Origin of the sequence: Kushneria aurantia DSM 21353 (assembly GCF_000382245.1) — a bacterium.
Lineage (GTDB): Bacteria > Pseudomonadota > Gammaproteobacteria > Pseudomonadales > Halomonadaceae > Kushneria > Kushneria aurantia.
The window spans coordinates 1-14,637 of record NZ_KB907890.1 but is presented as its reverse complement, the minus strand read 5'-3'; the positions used below and the strand labels follow the sequence as shown (position 1 = coordinate 14,637).

Sequence of the window (14,637 nt, the reverse complement as noted above, 5' to 3'; positions counted from 1 at the left end):
ATCGTGACACCTTTGGCCAGGCGCGGCGGGAGCCGTGTTCGGTTACCCTCGCAGCCGTTGAGATCACCCTGTCCGCGCGCGGTCATTACCGCCTGTTCTGCATAGAGCCAGCCCCATGTTCGAAACCATCAATCGACTCTTTCCACTCTGGGCGATCGCCGCTGCCGTGCTGGCGGCGCTGATGCCCGAGGCGTTCAGCGCGCTGAGCCATCTGATCCAGCCACTGCTGGCGCTGATCATGTTCACCATGGGGCTGACGCTGTCGCGCCATGACTTCGCCGCCGTGGCGCGCTCGCCGAAGGCGGTGCTGATCGGGCTGGTGCTGCAGTTTGCGCTGATGCCCGCAGCCGCCTTCGTCATCTCTCATCTGCTGGGACTGTCGTCGGCGCTGACGGTGGGCATGATGCTGGTGGGGGCTACCGCCGGTGGCACTGCCTCCAACGTCATGACCTGGCTGGCCGGTGGCAATGTGGCGCTGTCGGTCAGCATGACGCTGGTCTCGACGCTGCTGTCGGTCGCCATGACGCCACTGCTGGTGTGGGCCTGGCTGGGCACCAGCATCGAGATTCCGGTGGTCGGCATGCTGTGGAGCATCGCCAGACTGGTGATCGCGCCCATCGCCCTGGGGTCGCTCTGTCACCATTGCTTCGCCGGCACTATCCGGCGCATCGAGCCGGCGTTGGCGAGTGTCGCCATGGCCGCCATCGTCGTGATCATCGCTATCGTGGTGGCACTCAACGCCGACCGGCTGACGAGTCTGGGACCGCTGGTGGCGCTGGCGGTGATGCTGCACAACGCCTGCGGACTGGCCGGCGGCTTCTGGGTGGCGCGCCTGTTCGGGCTCGACGAGCGCGACAGCCGCGCGGTGTCCATCGAGGTCGGCATGCAGAACTCGGGGTTGGCGGTGTCGCTGGCGACCACCTTCTTCCCCGCCGCGGCGGCGCTGCCCGGGGCGCTTTTCTCGGTGTGGCACAACATCTCGGGTTCGCTGCTGGCCGCCTGGTGGAAACGTCGCGCGGCGCACACCGGCACGCGTGAGAATGTCACCGCGTCATGAGCGAAGGTTACGATCCCGAGGCGCCTTCGCGCCCCTTTCGGGCGCGGGGCAGCTTTGCCAGCCGCTGCGAGGCGTGCCGCATGCCGCGCCTGCACTGTATCTGCGCCTACCGGGTGCGGGTGGCGACCCGCACCCATATCTGGCTGATCACCCACCGTATCGAGCACTACAAGCCCACCAACACCGGCCGCCTGATCGGCGACTGCATCGAGCATACCCGGGTCTTTCAGTGGTCGCGTACCGAACCCGACCCGGCGCTGCTGACGGCGCTTGCCGATGAGCGTTTCGAGCCCTTCGTGGTGTTTCCCGACGACAATGACGACTATCGCCATCGGGTGGTCGGCCCGCAACGAGTGGCGTCAAGCGAGCGCATACCGGTACTGATTCTGCTCGACGGCACCTGGCGCCAGGCACGACGCATGTTTCGCCGCAGTGATTACCTCGCTGCGCTGCCGGTAGTGCCCCTGCACAGCGCGCGTCAAACCCGCTATCGGTTGCGCAAAGCGGCCAGCCCCGAGCACCTCTGTACTGCCGAAGTGGCCGCCGAGCTGCTGTCGCGTATCGGTGACAGCCAGGCGGCGGCAGTGCTCGATGACTACTTCACCGTTTTCAACGATCAGTATGCCGCCGCCCGTCGCGACGCCGGTACGCCCTGCCTGTCCGACGCCGCCGAGCGACTGCTGGCGCGACGGGCAGAGCAGCGCTGAATCCTGAAATTCCGCGACCGTGCGCTGCGCCGCTCAGCCAAACAGCTGACCGGCGATGCGCAGTCCGGCGATCCAGGTGGCGGCGGCGGAGCCGATGGTGGCGAACAGAAAGACCAGCAGGGTGCGCGCCACCCGGTTGCGCCACCAGCCGCGCCAGTGGCTGACATCGCGGCGCAGGGCGGAGAAATCGCCCACTGTGGGACGGCGCAGATAGAGCTCTGCACCTGCGACCACCATGCCCACCCCCACGGTGGGATTGAGCGAGGTGAGCGGCGCGGCGACAAAGGCGGTAACCACTGTCAGCGGATGAGCCAGCGCGATCAGCGCCCCCAGCGCCGACAGCACGCCGTTGATCAGTACCCACTCGAGCACCAGTGTCCAGCCCAGCTCGGTATTGCGGCTGAAGCCCAGCGCGAAGCCGGCCAGTATCAGCACCACGATCAGCCACGGCAGCAGTTTCCAGACGCGGCTCGGCGGTGCCGTGGTTTCCAGCGTTTCGCGCTCACTTTGGGCTGCCTGCAGCGTTGGCGGTGCCTCGTTGAACTCGCGCAGATGGCCGCTCATGCCCTTCAGGTGGCCGGCGCCGATCACCACCAGTACCCGCCTTGCGCCACCCTCCGGCAGCGCCTCGACCAGCTTGAGCGCCATGTAGCGGTCGCGCTCGCTGATCAGCGGCGCATAGAGGCTCTGCGACTGCTGGGCGAACTCGGCGAAGGTGGACTCCAGCACGTCGCCCTCCTTGAGCCGCTCGATCTCCTCGCTGGAGACCTTCTGACGCGACAGTACGCTGCCCACCAGTCCCGACATCAGCGCGAAACGCTGGTACCAGGGCACGTTGCGATAGATGCGCTTGAGGGTCACGCCCAGCTCACGATCGATCAGGTAGAGCGGCAGCTGCGCCTGATGACTCTCTTCCACTGCGGCGCGCATCTCCGCCCCCGGCTCGATGCCGGACTGCGCTGCGACCCGCTGCTGGAAGGCGCCCAGCGCCAGGCTGGCGGCCACCATGCCGGCCTTGCCCTGCTTGAGCACCTGGAAGAGATCGAGCTTCGCCATCGCATCCGGTTCGACCAGGCTCTGATAGCGCGAGGCGCACAGCTCGATAGCCACGGCGTCGAACTCGCCGGAGCGGATCAGTTCACGCACCTCATCGGCGCTTTCACGGGAGACGTGGGCGGTGCCCAACAGTTCGAGATGGTGGGTGCCGAGATCGAGGCCCTCGCGCGGCCCCCGGGATGTGTCGCTCATGGTCACTCGCGGGCTGGAAGTCATGATGGCGGGCGAGTTCTGCTGCCCGTGTTCGAGATGATTATCGCTGAAGCGGCGGCCGTAGACAAAAGGGCGCAAGCGCTGCCTCAGCGAGCTGCGATGCGGGAAAATCTTGTCCCTTATACGTCAGGGACGTATTATCGAGTCATGTATACTCTTATCGAAACCCCGCTGTTCGAGACTGATGCGCGAACCCTCTGGTCGGAAGATGAACGGGGTAAGTTTTTCGCCTTTTTGTCCGAAAATCCCGAGGCAGGTAGCGTAGTGCCCGGCTCCGGCGGTTGTCGCAAGATACGCTGGATGCGCCGCGGCATGGGCAAGATAAGGGTCATCTATTATAACCGGCTCGCCAACGGTGAAATCTGGCTGTTGGTGATTTACGCCAAAGCGGTTCGCGGCGATATTCCGGCCGTGATCCTGAAAGCGATCAGGGAGTCTATCGAGTATGCGTGAAGATAACACCATGACCGGAGAGGAGCTGGGTGAAAAGCTGCTTGAATCGGTGCGCCAGATGAAGCGCGGCGAAGCGGCGCGGGTAACTCGGATGGAGGTCTCCACCGCCGCGCAGGCGCGCCACCGCATGGGGCTTTCACAGCTTGCCTTTGCCGAGCTGCTGGGGGTGAGCAAGCGCACCCTGCAGGAGTGGGAGCAGGGCCGGCGTGCACCTACCGGCGCGGCGCTGACGCTGCTCCGGGTGGCTGCCAGACACCCCGAGGCGCTGCGCGATCTCGGCTGAGTGCTTCGTCAGAAAAAGCTCAGCCCTACCTGGAAAAGCCGCTCCACGTCCTTGAGGCGGCGCTTGTCGACCACGAACAGAATCACGTGGTCATCGGTCTGAATGGTAATGTCGCCGTGGGCCATCAGCACCTCGCGGCCGCGCACGATGGTTTCAAGACCCCGGTAACTAGATGGAGGCGCCGCATTTATACTGTTGACCGAACTGAAGAACTTATCCACGGAAGTTTCGTCAGTAATGTCAACAGGCATGAAACGGACGGCCTCAGCCGATCCGGGGATGAGCGTTGCCGTTTCCTTCAGTTCGGTGACTCTCCGACCCAACAGTATGATACGTGCGCCGGCAGCTCCGAAGGCCAATGCCACGCTACGGGCGATTCCGGAACCAGCCCCGGTAATCAGGACAGTCTTCCCTGAAAAGTCATGCAAGGTGCAACCTCCCTCACCTTGAGAGCAACCAACCTTCTGTAAAGGTTTCATTGCGGTGGTCAAACAATTCCGGACTGTGAATTGAGTGTTTCTTCTGGTCGGCCATGGACCGACGGCCATAAGCAATACTATTGATCGGCGCACGGCGTGCCGTTCGCGGTTTTTCGCGCGAGATAGGGCAGCAGGCTGAGCAGGCCGAGAACCGCCAGGGCAACAGCGACCCACAGTGGCGAGCGGATTCCGAGGCCAGCCGAAATGCCCAGGCCGCCGATCCAGGTACCGAGGCCAAGACCGATGTTGATGACCGAGGTATGGACGGTATTGACCAGCGCGCCCGGGTGAGCGGTCTTCATGACGCGGGCGATCATGGCGGGATTCATCGGAACACCGACCAGGCCGATCACGATCAGTGCGGCAAGGCTCAAGGCCTGGTTTTGAGCAAAGAGGGCAAACACCGCCAGGGCGGCGCCCAGCACGATCAGGCCCCACGCCATGATGGGCATGGTGTGCTTGTCCGCATAGCGCCCCACGACCATATTGCCCACGACATTCGCCGCGCCGTAGATTCCCAGCAGCCAGGGTATCGAGGCAGTAGCGAAGCCGGTCACCTCGGTCAGGATCGGGGTGAAATAGCTGAAAGCTGCGAAGGTCGCGCCAATAATCAGCCCGCTGGTGGCATAGGCCGCCCATAGATGCCGGTTCCTGAACTCTGCAAGCTCCACAGCCGGGCTGACTGTTTCGGAAGCCCTGGAGCAGGGCACCAGGAAAATGATGGCCGTGGCACAAAGCACGCTCAGAGCGACCACCAGCCAGAAACTGGCGCGCCAGCCCCAGTGCTGGTCGATGACCGTGGCAATGGGAACGCCCAGCACCGTTGCCAGCATCAGTCCGCCGATCACGATGGACGCGGCGCGTCCCCGTGATTCGGCAGCTGCAATTTCGGCGCAGATCGCCAACGATACGCCAAAGCACGCTGAACCGGCCACGCCCGTGGCAACTCGGGCGATGGCCATGATGTCGTAGCTGGTTGCGGACGCGGCCACCGCTTGAGCGACTGCATAGAAGCCCAGCAGCCATAGCAGCGCCTTCCTGTTGGGTATGCGCAGTGTCAGCAGGCCGCAGGTGAGCAGCGGTCCCCCTATAACCATGCCAATGGCATAGAGCGAGATGAGGTGGCCGATCTGCGTCACCGACACGTCAAATGCCTGTGTCAGCGACGGCATCATGCCGGCAACCATGAATTCCGAAGTGGTCAAGGAAAAAATCGTCAACCCCAGCATGTAAACTGCCAATGGCATGGCAAATTCCCCTCTAAAGTGTACCTATAAGTACAAAATTGATCGAAAAGAACCGGCCCACTGGCCGGCAAGCATCTGCATTTAGAGTCTGGCGATTGTCCCCTGTAGCACATCGGACAGGAATGCGCGGTCCGGCATGGATTGTCCAAGGATGCGCAGCCCGTAGTAACTGGCCAGGAATGCGCGTGCGACTTCCAGGGCAGGCTGTTCGTTGGCAAGCTCTCCATTGCGTTGGCCGACGGCGATGACATGGCAAACCACTGCCTCCAGTCTGTTGACATAGGAGCGGTTTATCCGTTCGATCACCGGATCTTTATTACTGCGCTCCATGACGGAAAACAGAGCCATGCAGCTGCGGCCCCGGGAGTTCAGGTCGCCATCCACGCCCCACTGCAATAGCGCCTGCAATCGCTCCCTGGCGGTACCGGGGCCATTGAGAATTTCGGTCTGCGCCTTGAGCCCCAACTCCTGGTAGTGACGTAATGCCTGCTCATAGAGGTTCTGCTTACTGCCAAAGGCATGGTAGAAACTGCCACGCCCCAGACCTGTACGCTCACACAATTCCTGCGTTGAACTGGCTTCATAACCTTTCGTCCAGAAAACATCCATTGCGGCGTCCATGACGGCTGTATCGTCGTATTCTTTGGGTCTTCCGCTCATGGTGGCTCTCCTTCAGCGCCTTTCATGGACGTGATTAGATCAGTATTTTATCGATTGGTAAAGAATTGCTTGTGCCAATCTTCTGTCCGTGGCGTCGCCGACGCCGTTCTGATCATCCATCCGGCCTTTGTGTGGCACCCTCATGGGCGGCCGGTAGAGTTCAGAAAAAGCTCAGCCCTACCTGGAAAAGCCGCTCCACGTCCTTGAGGCGGCGCTTGTCGACCACGAACAGAATCACGTGGTCATCGGTCTGAATGGTAATGTCGCCGTGGGCCATCAGCACCTCGCGGCCGCGCACGATGGCGCCCACGCTGACTCCCTCGGGCCACTTGATCTCGCCGATGGTGTGGCCCACTACCCGTGAGGAGCGCGAGTCGCCGTGGGCGATCGCCTCGATCGCTTCGGCGGCACCACGGCGCAGCGAGTGTACGTTGACGATATCGCCACGGCGCACATGGGTCAGCAGGCTGCCGATGGTGGCCTGCTGCGGCGAGATGGCGATATCGATCTCGCCGCCCTGCACCAGGTCGACATAGGCGGGGTTGTTGATCAGGGTCAGCACCTTCTTGGCGCCCAGCCGCTTGGCCAGCATCGACGACATCACATTGACCTCGTCGTCGTTGGTCAGGGCGCAGAAGATATCGCACTCCTCGATGTTTTCTTCCAGCAGCAGCCGCTTGCTGGTGGCGCTGCCGTGCAGCACCACGGTGCGGTCGAGATGCTCCGAGAGGTGGGTACAGCGCTCCAGGTTCTGCTCAAGAATCTTGACCTGGTAGTCGTGCTCCAGTGTCTCCGCCAGCCGCTCGCCGATGTTGCCGCCGCCACCGATCATCACCCGTCGAAAACCGCGGTCGATGCGCCGCAGCTCGCCCATCACGGTACGAATGTCCTTGCGTGCGGCGATGAAAAAAACCTCGTCGTCGGCCTCGATGACGGTGTCGCCGCGCGGCATGATGGGCCGATTGCGGCGGTAGATGGCGGCCACCCGGGTGTCGACGTTGGGCATATGGCGGCGCAGAAACCCCAGCTCCTGACCTACCAGCGGCCCGCCGTAATAGGCCTTGACCGCCACCAACTGCGCCAGACCGCCGGCGAAGTCGAGTACCTGCAGGGCACCGGGGTACTCGATCAGGCGGCGAATGTGGTTGGTCACCACCTGCTCGGGGCTGATCAATACGTCGACCGGAATGGCATCCTGCGAAAACAGCCCCTTGCGGGTCAGATACTGGGAGGCGCGCACCCGGGCGATGCGGGTCGGGGTGCTGAACAGCGTATGGGCCACCTGGCAGGCGATCATGTTGACTTCGTCGGAGTTGGTCACCGCAATCAGCATGTCGGCGTCGTCGCCGCCCGCCTCGCGCAGGGTGGCAGGATAGGCGCAGTGCCCCTGCACGGTGCGCAGGTCGAGTCGCGTGCTCAGATCGCGCAGGCGCGAGCCGTCCACATCCACGACCGTGATGTCGTTGTCCTCGTGAGCCAGGTGTTCCGCCAGAGTACCGCCGACCTGGCCGGCACCCAGAATGATGATCTTCATGCCAATCGTCCGCTGGGGTGATGAGCGCTGCGAGCGCGGGAAACCTTGTTGCTGCGCGCTGGTTGTCGCTGCCCGTGGTGGCGAGGATGGTGGCACCAATCGACGACAAGGGGAAGGCCCGTGGAATAGCCGGGCGAGGGGAGGGGAACAGCGCGAAGCGCCGCCGGGCGGCGCCTCGGGAGGATCATTCGAGGGTGAAGCCCACCTTGACGCTCACCTGCCAGTGGCCCACCTGGCCGTCGACGATGTGACCGCGGGTTTCGGTCACCTGAAACCACTGCATGTTCTTGATGGTGTCGCTTGCCCTGGAGAGGGCTTTCTGTACGGCATCCTCGATACTGGTTTCGGAGGAGCCGGTCAGTTCGACAGACTTGTAGACGTGGTCGCTCATGTAGTCACTCCTTGTGTGAGTCCTGCCTATCCTGCAGGACTGCCATGTCGGGGGCATCGACAATATGAATGCCCCGTTCGCCAAGCCGCTGGCGCGTGGCCACATCGGAAGCCGACGTTACCGGTCGCGTCAGCGGCCACAGAAAGAAGGTATCGAACCCTGCAGCGGCGGCGTCCTCGGCGCTCCACAGCACGCACACCTCGCGCGCCAGACCGCACAGATAGACCTCGCGCACACCGCGTTCGCGCAGCCAGCCGGCCAACCCGGTGGCGGGGCGCTGGCCGTCGGGGCCGAGGTTGTCGCGAAAGACGCTGTAACTGTCGATGCGCGGGTCGCTGCCCTTGCGCAGGATCAGATCGGCCCGCGACCAGTCGACGCGCGGGTCGAGAGCGGCGCCGGGCGTGCCGCGCACGCAGTGATCCGGCCACAGGGTATGGGGCTCGCCGTAGAGCTCCAGCGTGTCGAACGGCGCGCGCTCGGCGTGGCTGCCGGCGAAGGAGATATGCCCCGGCGGATGCCAGTCCTGGCTGGCCACGACGCGGCCGAAGCGGCTGTCGTTGATCAGCGCGCCAATGGCGTCGACGATCTCGTCGCCGCGCTCACAGGCCAGTGGTCCACCCGGCATGAAATCGGGCTGCAGATCGACCACCAGCAGGGCGCGCTGGTCAGCATGGGTGGTGTCATCGTTGAGCGGCATGGCGAGCGGCGCTCCGGATAGTGGCAACACAGGTCAATCAGTATTGGAGTTGGCCGCGCTTCTGGCAAGTCGGCCCCCCTTTTCGGGCGCCTGGCGCAGCCTGTCGATCATGAAATCGACGAAGACGCGCACGCGAGCGGGGGTGTGGGCGCCGCCGACGAAAACCGCATTGATCTCCTCCTTGTCGCCGGGGTTATACGCCTCCAGCAGTGTGACCAGACGACCGTCGGCGATTTCGGCGGCCACACTGAAGGCGCCCACGCGCGTAATGCCCACCCCGGCGGTGGCGAGCTGGCCCAGGGTTTCGCCATTGTTGGCCTCGACGCTGCCGCGCACGCTCATGGCGTACTCCTGCCCCGCCCTGCAAAAGGGCCAGACCGGCTCGGCGCGGCGGAAGTTGAAATTAAGGCAGTTGTGTTCGTGCAGATCTTCCGGAACACGCGGTGTGCCATGGCGGGCGAGATAGTCGGGGGAGGCGACGATGACGCGACGATTGTCGCCCAGCCGGCGGGCGTTGAGCGAGCTGTCGGGGAGGGGGCCGAAGCGGATGGCGACATCCGTCTGGCCGGCGGCGATATCCACTATCGCATCGCTCAGGCTGATATCGACCAGGATATGCGGATAGCGTGCGGTGAATGCTTTCAGCAGCGGTACCACGCACAGTCGCCCGTGCGACTGGGCGGCGCTGATCCGTAGCCGACCGCGCGGTGCGCCCAGATCGGCGATCGCCTGCTCGGCGTCGTCGAGGTCGGTAATGATGCGCCGCGCCGCATGCAGATAGGCCTGGCCCTCCGCCGTCAGCGTCAGCGCGCGGGTGGTGCGCAGCAGCAGTCGCACCCCGAGGCGCTGCTCGATGCGATCCACCGTGCGGCTGACCGCCGAAGGGCTGATGCCCAACTGCCGCCCGGCAGCCGAAAAACTGCCCGCTGCGGCGACCGCCAGAAAGACTTCCAGCGCACGGGTGCGATCACTCGGCGAGAGCGTCTTTGCGTTCATGTTAAAACTCCCTTGCCTTGTTGCCGGCTACCGATAGTGAAAAGAGGCCTTTATCTTTGCCCCAAACACTCATCCGGGAAAAGACGTCATGACCCTCAATCCTCCCTTGATGGCGCTTGCCATCGGCGCCTTCGGTATCGGTATCAGCGAATTTTCACCCATGGGGATGCTGCCTTTGATCGCCGGCGATCTCGGCGTCTCGATTCCCACCGCCGGACTGCTGATCAGTGCCTACGCCATCGGTGTGATGGCAGGGGCGCCGCTGATGACGCTGACCACCGGGAATATGAAAAGGCGCACTCTGCTGATCGGACTCGCCGCCATTTTCACCCTGGGCAATCTGTTGGCGGCGCTTTCGCAGAGTTACGCCATGCTGATGGTGGCGAGGATCGTCACGTCGCTCAATCACGGCGCCTTTTTCGGCGTCGGTGCAGTAGTGGCCGCCAGCGTGGTGGTGCCGGGGCGTGGGGCGAGTGCGGTAGCGGCGATGTTCAGCGGGCTGACGCTGGCCACGGTGGCGGGCGTGCCGCTGGCGACATGGCTGGGCGAACAGTTCGGCTGGCGCCTGCCTTTCTGGGGTTTTACCGCACTGGGGCTTGTCACCATGGCGGCACTGCGCCTGACCCTGCCGGACCGCCCGGCGCCGGCCAGCGAAGGTGCGCTGGCAGAGCTGCGGGTGCTGGCGCGCGGCCCGGTGCTGGTGGCGCTCACCCTTACCGCCCTGGGGGCAAGCGCGATGTTCACCGTTTACACCTACATCGTACCGCTATTGCAGGTCGAGACCGGTGCTTCGGTTGGTTTTGTCGCTGCCATGCTGGTCATCTATGGACTCGGCCTGATGCTGGGCAACACTCTGGGGGGCCGATTTGCGGACCGCTCGGTCGACCGTACCCTGATGGTCACCCTTGCCGGCCTGACGCTGGTGCTGATCGCCTTTGCCCTGCTGGCCCCCTATCGGGTACCGACGGCAGGGCTGATCTTTCTGTGGGGCGTGGCGAGCTTCGCTATCGTGCCGCCCTTGCAGGTGCGCGTGATTGGCGCGGCTGGCGATGCGCCCAACCTTGCCTCGGCGGTCAATATCGGCGCCTTCAATCTGAGCAACGCCATCGGCGCAGCACTGGGTGGTGCAGTGATCGCCGCCGGGCTGGGTTATCAGGCGGTGCCGCTGGCCGGTGCGGTGATGTCGGTGCTGGCACTTATCGGGGTGTGGATGGCCTTGAGGGCAGACCGCGCGGCCGGAGCGAACAAGAAAACCGCCGCCTGTTGAGGTGGTTCGGGCCTGATGCTCAGGCCCTGCTCGAAGCTGACCTGGGGGGGAGCACGTACTTTGGCACACAGTTCAGAACAGGACATGGGTACAACACCTTACCGGGTGGGGTGTTGCACTCAGAATCTGCGGCCAAGCTGATTTGGTATTCAAGGGGACTGGCTATGAACCGTAAACAATTCATCGAAAGTCACGGCGCAACCTGTGCGAACTGGTTGTGGAGTTGGTCGTTTGTGAATCACAATGAAAGATTCGTCATATTCGGTGTGTGGAACGATAAAGTTGATACTGATATGAGCCTATTACTCAGCGAAGATTGGCAGAAGTCTGATAAAGGACGCAAACAGAGTGGCTATGGACAGGCGATTGAGCATATCAAACTGATCGAGGATAAAGGCTATACACTCAAAACCTTTGTTATGGAATACGTAGAACAGGAGCGAGACGGTGAAGAAGGTCCAGCAAAGATTGGCGGTTTCATTGCTGAACTCAATGATATGCAGTTGGAGAAAATAGAGAGGGAGTGGTATGCGGTCGATAAGAAAAAAGAACCAAAGCTCGTAGCCGAAGAAATTGAAAGCAATGAGGTTTATTTCGAGGGTGCGAGGGTGTTCAAAACTCTGTGTCAGCCAACTACCTCATAGGCTGAGGTGCTGTTCCAAGCGTCCTGGGAAATGAATAGCCATCTGTGACAGCGTCAAGTTCCAGTTCTGCACGGGATGCGTCCAGCGCTCGGACGCTTTGAGTATACCGGCATAGAGCAGCTTGAGTAAGCTGTTCTCATTGGCAAAGCCGCCCTTGGTCTTGGTGAGCTTGCGGAACTGGCGGTGCACGGCCTCCACCGCATTGGTGGTGTAAATCGCCTTGCGGACGTAATCCGGGTATTTGAAGTAGGCCGAGAGAGTGGGCCACTTGTCTCGCCAAGACTTGATAACCATGGGGTATTTATCGCCCCATTTCGCTTCCAGGTCATCAAGTGCCATCTCGGCGGCATTGAGCGTGGCCGCCTTGTAGACGGCTTTCAGGTCGGCCATAAAGACCTTGTGGTTTTTTGAGGCCACGTACTTCAGCGAGTTCCGGATCTGGTGAATGACACAGTGCTGGATCTCGGTGTCGGGATAGATCTACTCGATAGCCTCGGGAAAGCCCTTCAGACCGTCGACACAGGCAATCAGGATGTCCTTGACGCCTCGATTGTAGAGATCGGTGAGGACGCCGAGCCAGTGGTGAGCACCTTCCTGGTCGGAGAGGTAGAGGCCGAGCAGCTCTTTCTTGCCCTCAATATTCAGGCCAAGGAGGGTATAGACCGCCTTGCTGACATAGCGACCATTCTCCTTGATTTTGTAGTGTATGGCGTCGAGCCAGACAATCGGATAAATGGCCTCCAGGTCACGCTCACGCCACGCTTGCAGCTCCGGTAGCAGCTTGTCGGTGACCGCATTGAGGGTGCCGTTTGAGAGCGAAATGCCATACAAATCGGCAATGTGCGTGCGGATGTCCTGATAGCTGTTACCGAGTGCGAACAAGGCGATGATTTTACGCTCCAGCTCGTCGGTGAGGTGGGTCTGGTGTTTCTTGACGATCTGAGGGTCAAAGGAGCCAGCCCGGTCTCTCGGTGCGTCTAGCTCAAAGCTGCCTGTCGGTCCTTGCATGGTTTTGCGACTGGAGCCGTTTTTGCGATTAGGCGCGTCCTCCGAGGCCAGGTGGGCGTCCAGCTCACCTTGCATGGCGGCTTCGGTGAGTTGCTTGATCAACGGCGTCAGGATGCCCTCTTTGCCGGTGAGATCCTTGCCCTCACGCAGGGCTTGAAGGGCGGCATCCATATCGAATGTAGGTTGGGTCATGAGTCATCTCTTTTTGGCCCAGTTTAAAGAAATGACACAGAATTATGAACACTACCGAGGGTGCCTCGAAATCGGTGCTGGTGAACCAATTTGAGCGTAATGGCAAGGCCAGAGCCAAATGCCTTGAGAAGCATGGCTACCAGTGCAAGGTATGCGAATTCGACTTCACACGCTTCTATGGCGGTCTTGGCAAAGAGTATATTCACGTTCACCACATCGTGCCTATCTCTGAGATTGGAGAAGAGTATCAGATAGACCCCGTAAACGACCTTGTGCCGGTCTGTGCTAACTGTCACGCCATGATCCATAGGACACGGCCAGCACAGAGCGTGGAAGGCTTGAGAAACCACCTGAGAGCCCTTGGCTCGATTCAGTGAGGTAGTCCATGGACAGACTTCTGAAAGTCGGCTTCGAGCACGCTGGTCACTGGTTCCTTGAAGACAACCGCATTGCTTTCAAGCTCGACCGCTTCTACAAAGACTCTAACGTTCTGTATGTCTTCGTCGTCGACGGTGAGGTTCGATACGTAGGAAAGACCACCACAACGCTTTCACGCCGTTTCTATGGCTACCGGAACCCCCACGGTAGACAGCCCACCAACACCAAGAACAACGCCAACATCCTTGCTTGCCTTCAAGCTGGTGAGGAAGTAGATATCTACGTTCTACCTGACAACGGCCTCATGCATTACGGCTCGTTCCACCTGAACCTAGCAAGTGGCCTTGAGGACAGCATTATCAAGACCCTCGACCCTCCATGGAACGGTAAGCCACCAAAAGAGGTCGCTCAGGAGCAGGAAGAAGCCGATCTGCAGGCACCGGATTTCCCCGCGCCCACTGGCACCTTCACCTTGAAGCTTGGCACCACCTACTACGAGCAGGGGTTCGTCAACGTCCCCAAGGAAGCCACAGACTTGTTCGGTGACCACAAAGACACGGTTGAAATCTATGTGAAGGACTTACCAGAAGCCGTTCTCGGCTACATAAGTAGGAAAGCTCAGTCCACAGGCGCACCACGGATATATGGACGCTCAGAGCTTGCAAAGCTGTTCCAGCAGGCTTATAGCCTTGGAGATACGGCCATGGTAGAGGTGCTATCGAGCGACGCCATACGGTTCACCTAAACCGTAAAAACGCTTTACGACCCGCCAAGTGTGCGGGTTTCTAGTGTCCGTGAGCCTTGTAGCGAAGACACTGCTTGGCCGCAAATTCTGAATGCAACACCTGATCAAACCGGTAAGGTGTTGTACCCATGTCATATTCTGAACTCTGCACCGAAGAACGTGCCACTATCCAGGTCAGCCTCGCACAAGGCTTGAGCATCAGGAAGGTAGCGGCTCTGCTTGAACGGTTTCCGGCGACGATCAGTCGAGAGATACGGCGCAAAGGGTCGTCCGATGGACGGTATCGCGCGTCACATGCGCAACAGCACCGTCATGACCGTCGAGACGGTTGTCGGCCCATGAGCAAACTGCTTCCAGGCAGCCCTCGATTCGCCTTGATTCAGCACATGCTGCGTCAGCGCTTGTCTCCCGAACAGATCAGCGGCAAGCTCAAGCATATGAATATCCTGTAGTGGTCAAGTGATTTAGGCCACTGTCTTTTGAGTCTTCCAATAGAGCTGCTCAGCCACATTGGGCGGCAGCCCATCATTATGCTTGTGGGGCCGGAGAGCACTGTAATAGCCGATCAGATAATCCGTGATTGACCGCTTCGCCGAGACAAAGCACGAATAACCGATCTCCGGTATCCAT

The 14,637-nt window shown here is 61.2% G+C and carries 15 protein-coding genes and 5 pseudogenes; 9 read left to right on the top strand and 11 right to left on the bottom strand.

Translation table 11 applies throughout. From position 1 onward, the window contains the following. Nucleotides 1-115: 115 nt before the first annotated feature. Together H146_RS0115720 and H146_RS0115715 are read left to right on the top strand one after the other, a co-directional pair. Complete coding sequence (locus H146_RS0115720; RefSeq protein ID WP_019952846.1) at nucleotides 116-1,057, top strand: bile acid:sodium symporter family protein; 942 nt, start codon at nucleotides 116-118, stop codon at nucleotides 1,055-1,057. Beyond that, nucleotides 1,054-1,764 carry a tRNA-uridine aminocarboxypropyltransferase gene (locus tag H146_RS0115715; protein ID WP_019952845.1) on the top strand — a complete coding sequence of 237 codons (711 nt, stop codon included), beginning with the start codon at nucleotides 1,054-1,056 and terminating at the stop codon, nucleotides 1,762-1,764. The genes H146_RS0115720 and H146_RS0115715 overlap by 4 nt, the downstream gene beginning before the upstream one ends. A gap of 33 nt (nucleotides 1,765-1,797) precedes the next feature. On the opposite strand, the gene H146_RS0115710 is transcribed toward H146_RS0115715, so the two are convergent. Beyond that, the gene (locus tag H146_RS0115710) at nucleotides 1,798-3,012 is read right to left on the bottom strand and encodes a TraB/GumN family protein (RefSeq protein WP_156826857.1); all 1,215 of its coding nucleotides are present in this window, start codon (nucleotides 3,010-3,012) and stop codon (nucleotides 1,798-1,800) included. A gap of 48 nt (nucleotides 3,013-3,060) precedes the next feature. Here H146_RS0115710 and H146_RS0115705 point away from each other — a divergent pair, with 48 nt between their 5' ends. Together H146_RS0115705 and H146_RS0115700 are read left to right on the top strand one after the other, a co-directional pair. After that, nucleotides 3,061-3,486 (top strand): transcriptional regulator, encoded by a 426-nt coding sequence (locus H146_RS0115705; RefSeq protein ID WP_245558766.1) that lies wholly within the window; start codon nucleotides 3,061-3,063, stop codon nucleotides 3,484-3,486. Beyond that, on the top strand, nucleotides 3,479-3,769 hold the full coding sequence (locus H146_RS0115700) for a helix-turn-helix domain-containing protein (RefSeq protein WP_019952842.1): 291 nt from the start codon (nucleotides 3,479-3,481) through the stop codon (nucleotides 3,767-3,769). Before H146_RS0115705 ends, H146_RS0115700 begins: the two co-directional genes overlap by 8 nt. A gap of 8 nt (nucleotides 3,770-3,777) precedes the next feature. Here the strand turns inward: H146_RS0115700 and trkA (H146_RS21500) are convergent. The 8 genes and pseudogenes from trkA (H146_RS21500) to H146_RS0115665 all read right to left on the bottom strand — a co-directional run. Beyond that, nucleotides 3,778-3,918: pseudogene (gene trkA / locus H146_RS21500) on the bottom strand (Trk system potassium transporter TrkA); the annotation flags it as partial. Nucleotides 3,919-3,975: 57 nt separating this feature from the next. Beyond that, nucleotides 3,976-4,248: pseudogene (locus H146_RS21940) on the bottom strand (SDR family NAD(P)-dependent oxidoreductase); the annotation flags it as partial. Nucleotides 4,249-4,325: 77 nt separating this feature from the next. Further along, entirely contained in the window at nucleotides 4,326-5,495 is a 1,170-nt protein-coding gene (locus tag H146_RS0115690; RefSeq protein ID WP_026352044.1) for an MFS transporter, read from the bottom strand. 81 nt (nucleotides 5,496-5,576) lie between these two features. Next, entirely contained in the window at nucleotides 5,577-6,155 is a 579-nt protein-coding gene (locus tag H146_RS0115685; protein ID WP_019952839.1) for a TetR/AcrR family transcriptional regulator, read from the bottom strand. 160 nt (nucleotides 6,156-6,315) lie between these two features. Then, nucleotides 6,316-7,689, bottom strand: a complete 1,374-nt coding sequence (trkA, locus tag H146_RS0115680) for a Trk system potassium transporter TrkA (RefSeq protein ID WP_019952838.1) — start codon at nucleotides 7,687-7,689, stop codon at nucleotides 6,316-6,318. Nucleotides 7,690-7,873: 184 nt separating this feature from the next. Beyond that, nucleotides 7,874-8,080, bottom strand: a complete 207-nt coding sequence (locus tag H146_RS0115675) for a dodecin (RefSeq protein WP_019952837.1) — start codon at nucleotides 8,078-8,080, stop codon at nucleotides 7,874-7,876. A gap of 4 nt (nucleotides 8,081-8,084) precedes the next feature. Further along, the gene (locus H146_RS0115670; RefSeq protein ID WP_019952836.1) at nucleotides 8,085-8,777 is read right to left on the bottom strand and encodes a nicotinamidase; all 693 of its coding nucleotides are present in this window, start codon (nucleotides 8,775-8,777) and stop codon (nucleotides 8,085-8,087) included. A 33-nt stretch (nucleotides 8,778-8,810) separates the two neighbouring features. Next, nucleotides 8,811-9,773 carry a LysR substrate-binding domain-containing protein gene (locus H146_RS0115665; RefSeq protein ID WP_019952835.1) on the bottom strand — a complete coding sequence of 321 codons (963 nt, stop codon included), beginning with the start codon at nucleotides 9,771-9,773 and terminating at the stop codon, nucleotides 8,811-8,813. 88 nt (nucleotides 9,774-9,861) lie between these two features. Between H146_RS0115665 and H146_RS0115660 the strand changes: the two genes are divergently transcribed. Together H146_RS0115660 and H146_RS19635 are read left to right on the top strand one after the other, a co-directional pair. After that, entirely contained in the window at nucleotides 9,862-11,040 is a 1,179-nt protein-coding gene (locus tag H146_RS0115660; RefSeq protein WP_019952834.1) for an MFS transporter, read from the top strand. 164 nt (nucleotides 11,041-11,204) lie between these two features. After that, complete coding sequence (locus tag H146_RS19635; RefSeq protein WP_156826856.1) at nucleotides 11,205-11,684, top strand: hypothetical protein; 480 nt, start codon at nucleotides 11,205-11,207, stop codon at nucleotides 11,682-11,684. Here H146_RS19635 and H146_RS20050 read toward each other — a convergent pair. Further along, nucleotides 11,679-12,884: pseudogene (locus H146_RS20050) on the bottom strand (IS256 family transposase). The gene H146_RS19635 and the pseudogene H146_RS20050 sit on opposite strands and share 6 nt — an antisense overlap. A gap of 44 nt (nucleotides 12,885-12,928) precedes the next feature. Here H146_RS20050 and H146_RS20045 point away from each other — a divergent pair. The 3 genes and pseudogenes from H146_RS20045 to H146_RS20880 all read left to right on the top strand — a co-directional run. Then, nucleotides 12,929-13,261 carry an HNH endonuclease gene (locus H146_RS20045; RefSeq protein ID WP_019952830.1) on the top strand — a complete coding sequence of 111 codons (333 nt, stop codon included), beginning with the start codon at nucleotides 12,929-12,931 and terminating at the stop codon, nucleotides 13,259-13,261. An 8-nt stretch (nucleotides 13,262-13,269) separates the two neighbouring features. After that, complete coding sequence (locus H146_RS21935) at nucleotides 13,270-14,007, top strand: GIY-YIG nuclease family protein (protein WP_019952829.1); 738 nt, start codon at nucleotides 13,270-13,272, stop codon at nucleotides 14,005-14,007. A gap of 128 nt (nucleotides 14,008-14,135) precedes the next feature. After that, a pseudogene (locus tag H146_RS20880) lies at nucleotides 14,136-14,453 on the top strand (transposase); the annotation flags it as partial. 18 nt (nucleotides 14,454-14,471) lie between these two features. On the opposite strand, the pseudogene H146_RS22210 reads toward H146_RS20880, so the two are convergent. Next, a pseudogene (locus tag H146_RS22210) lies at nucleotides 14,472-14,637 on the bottom strand (IS3 family transposase); the annotation flags it as partial.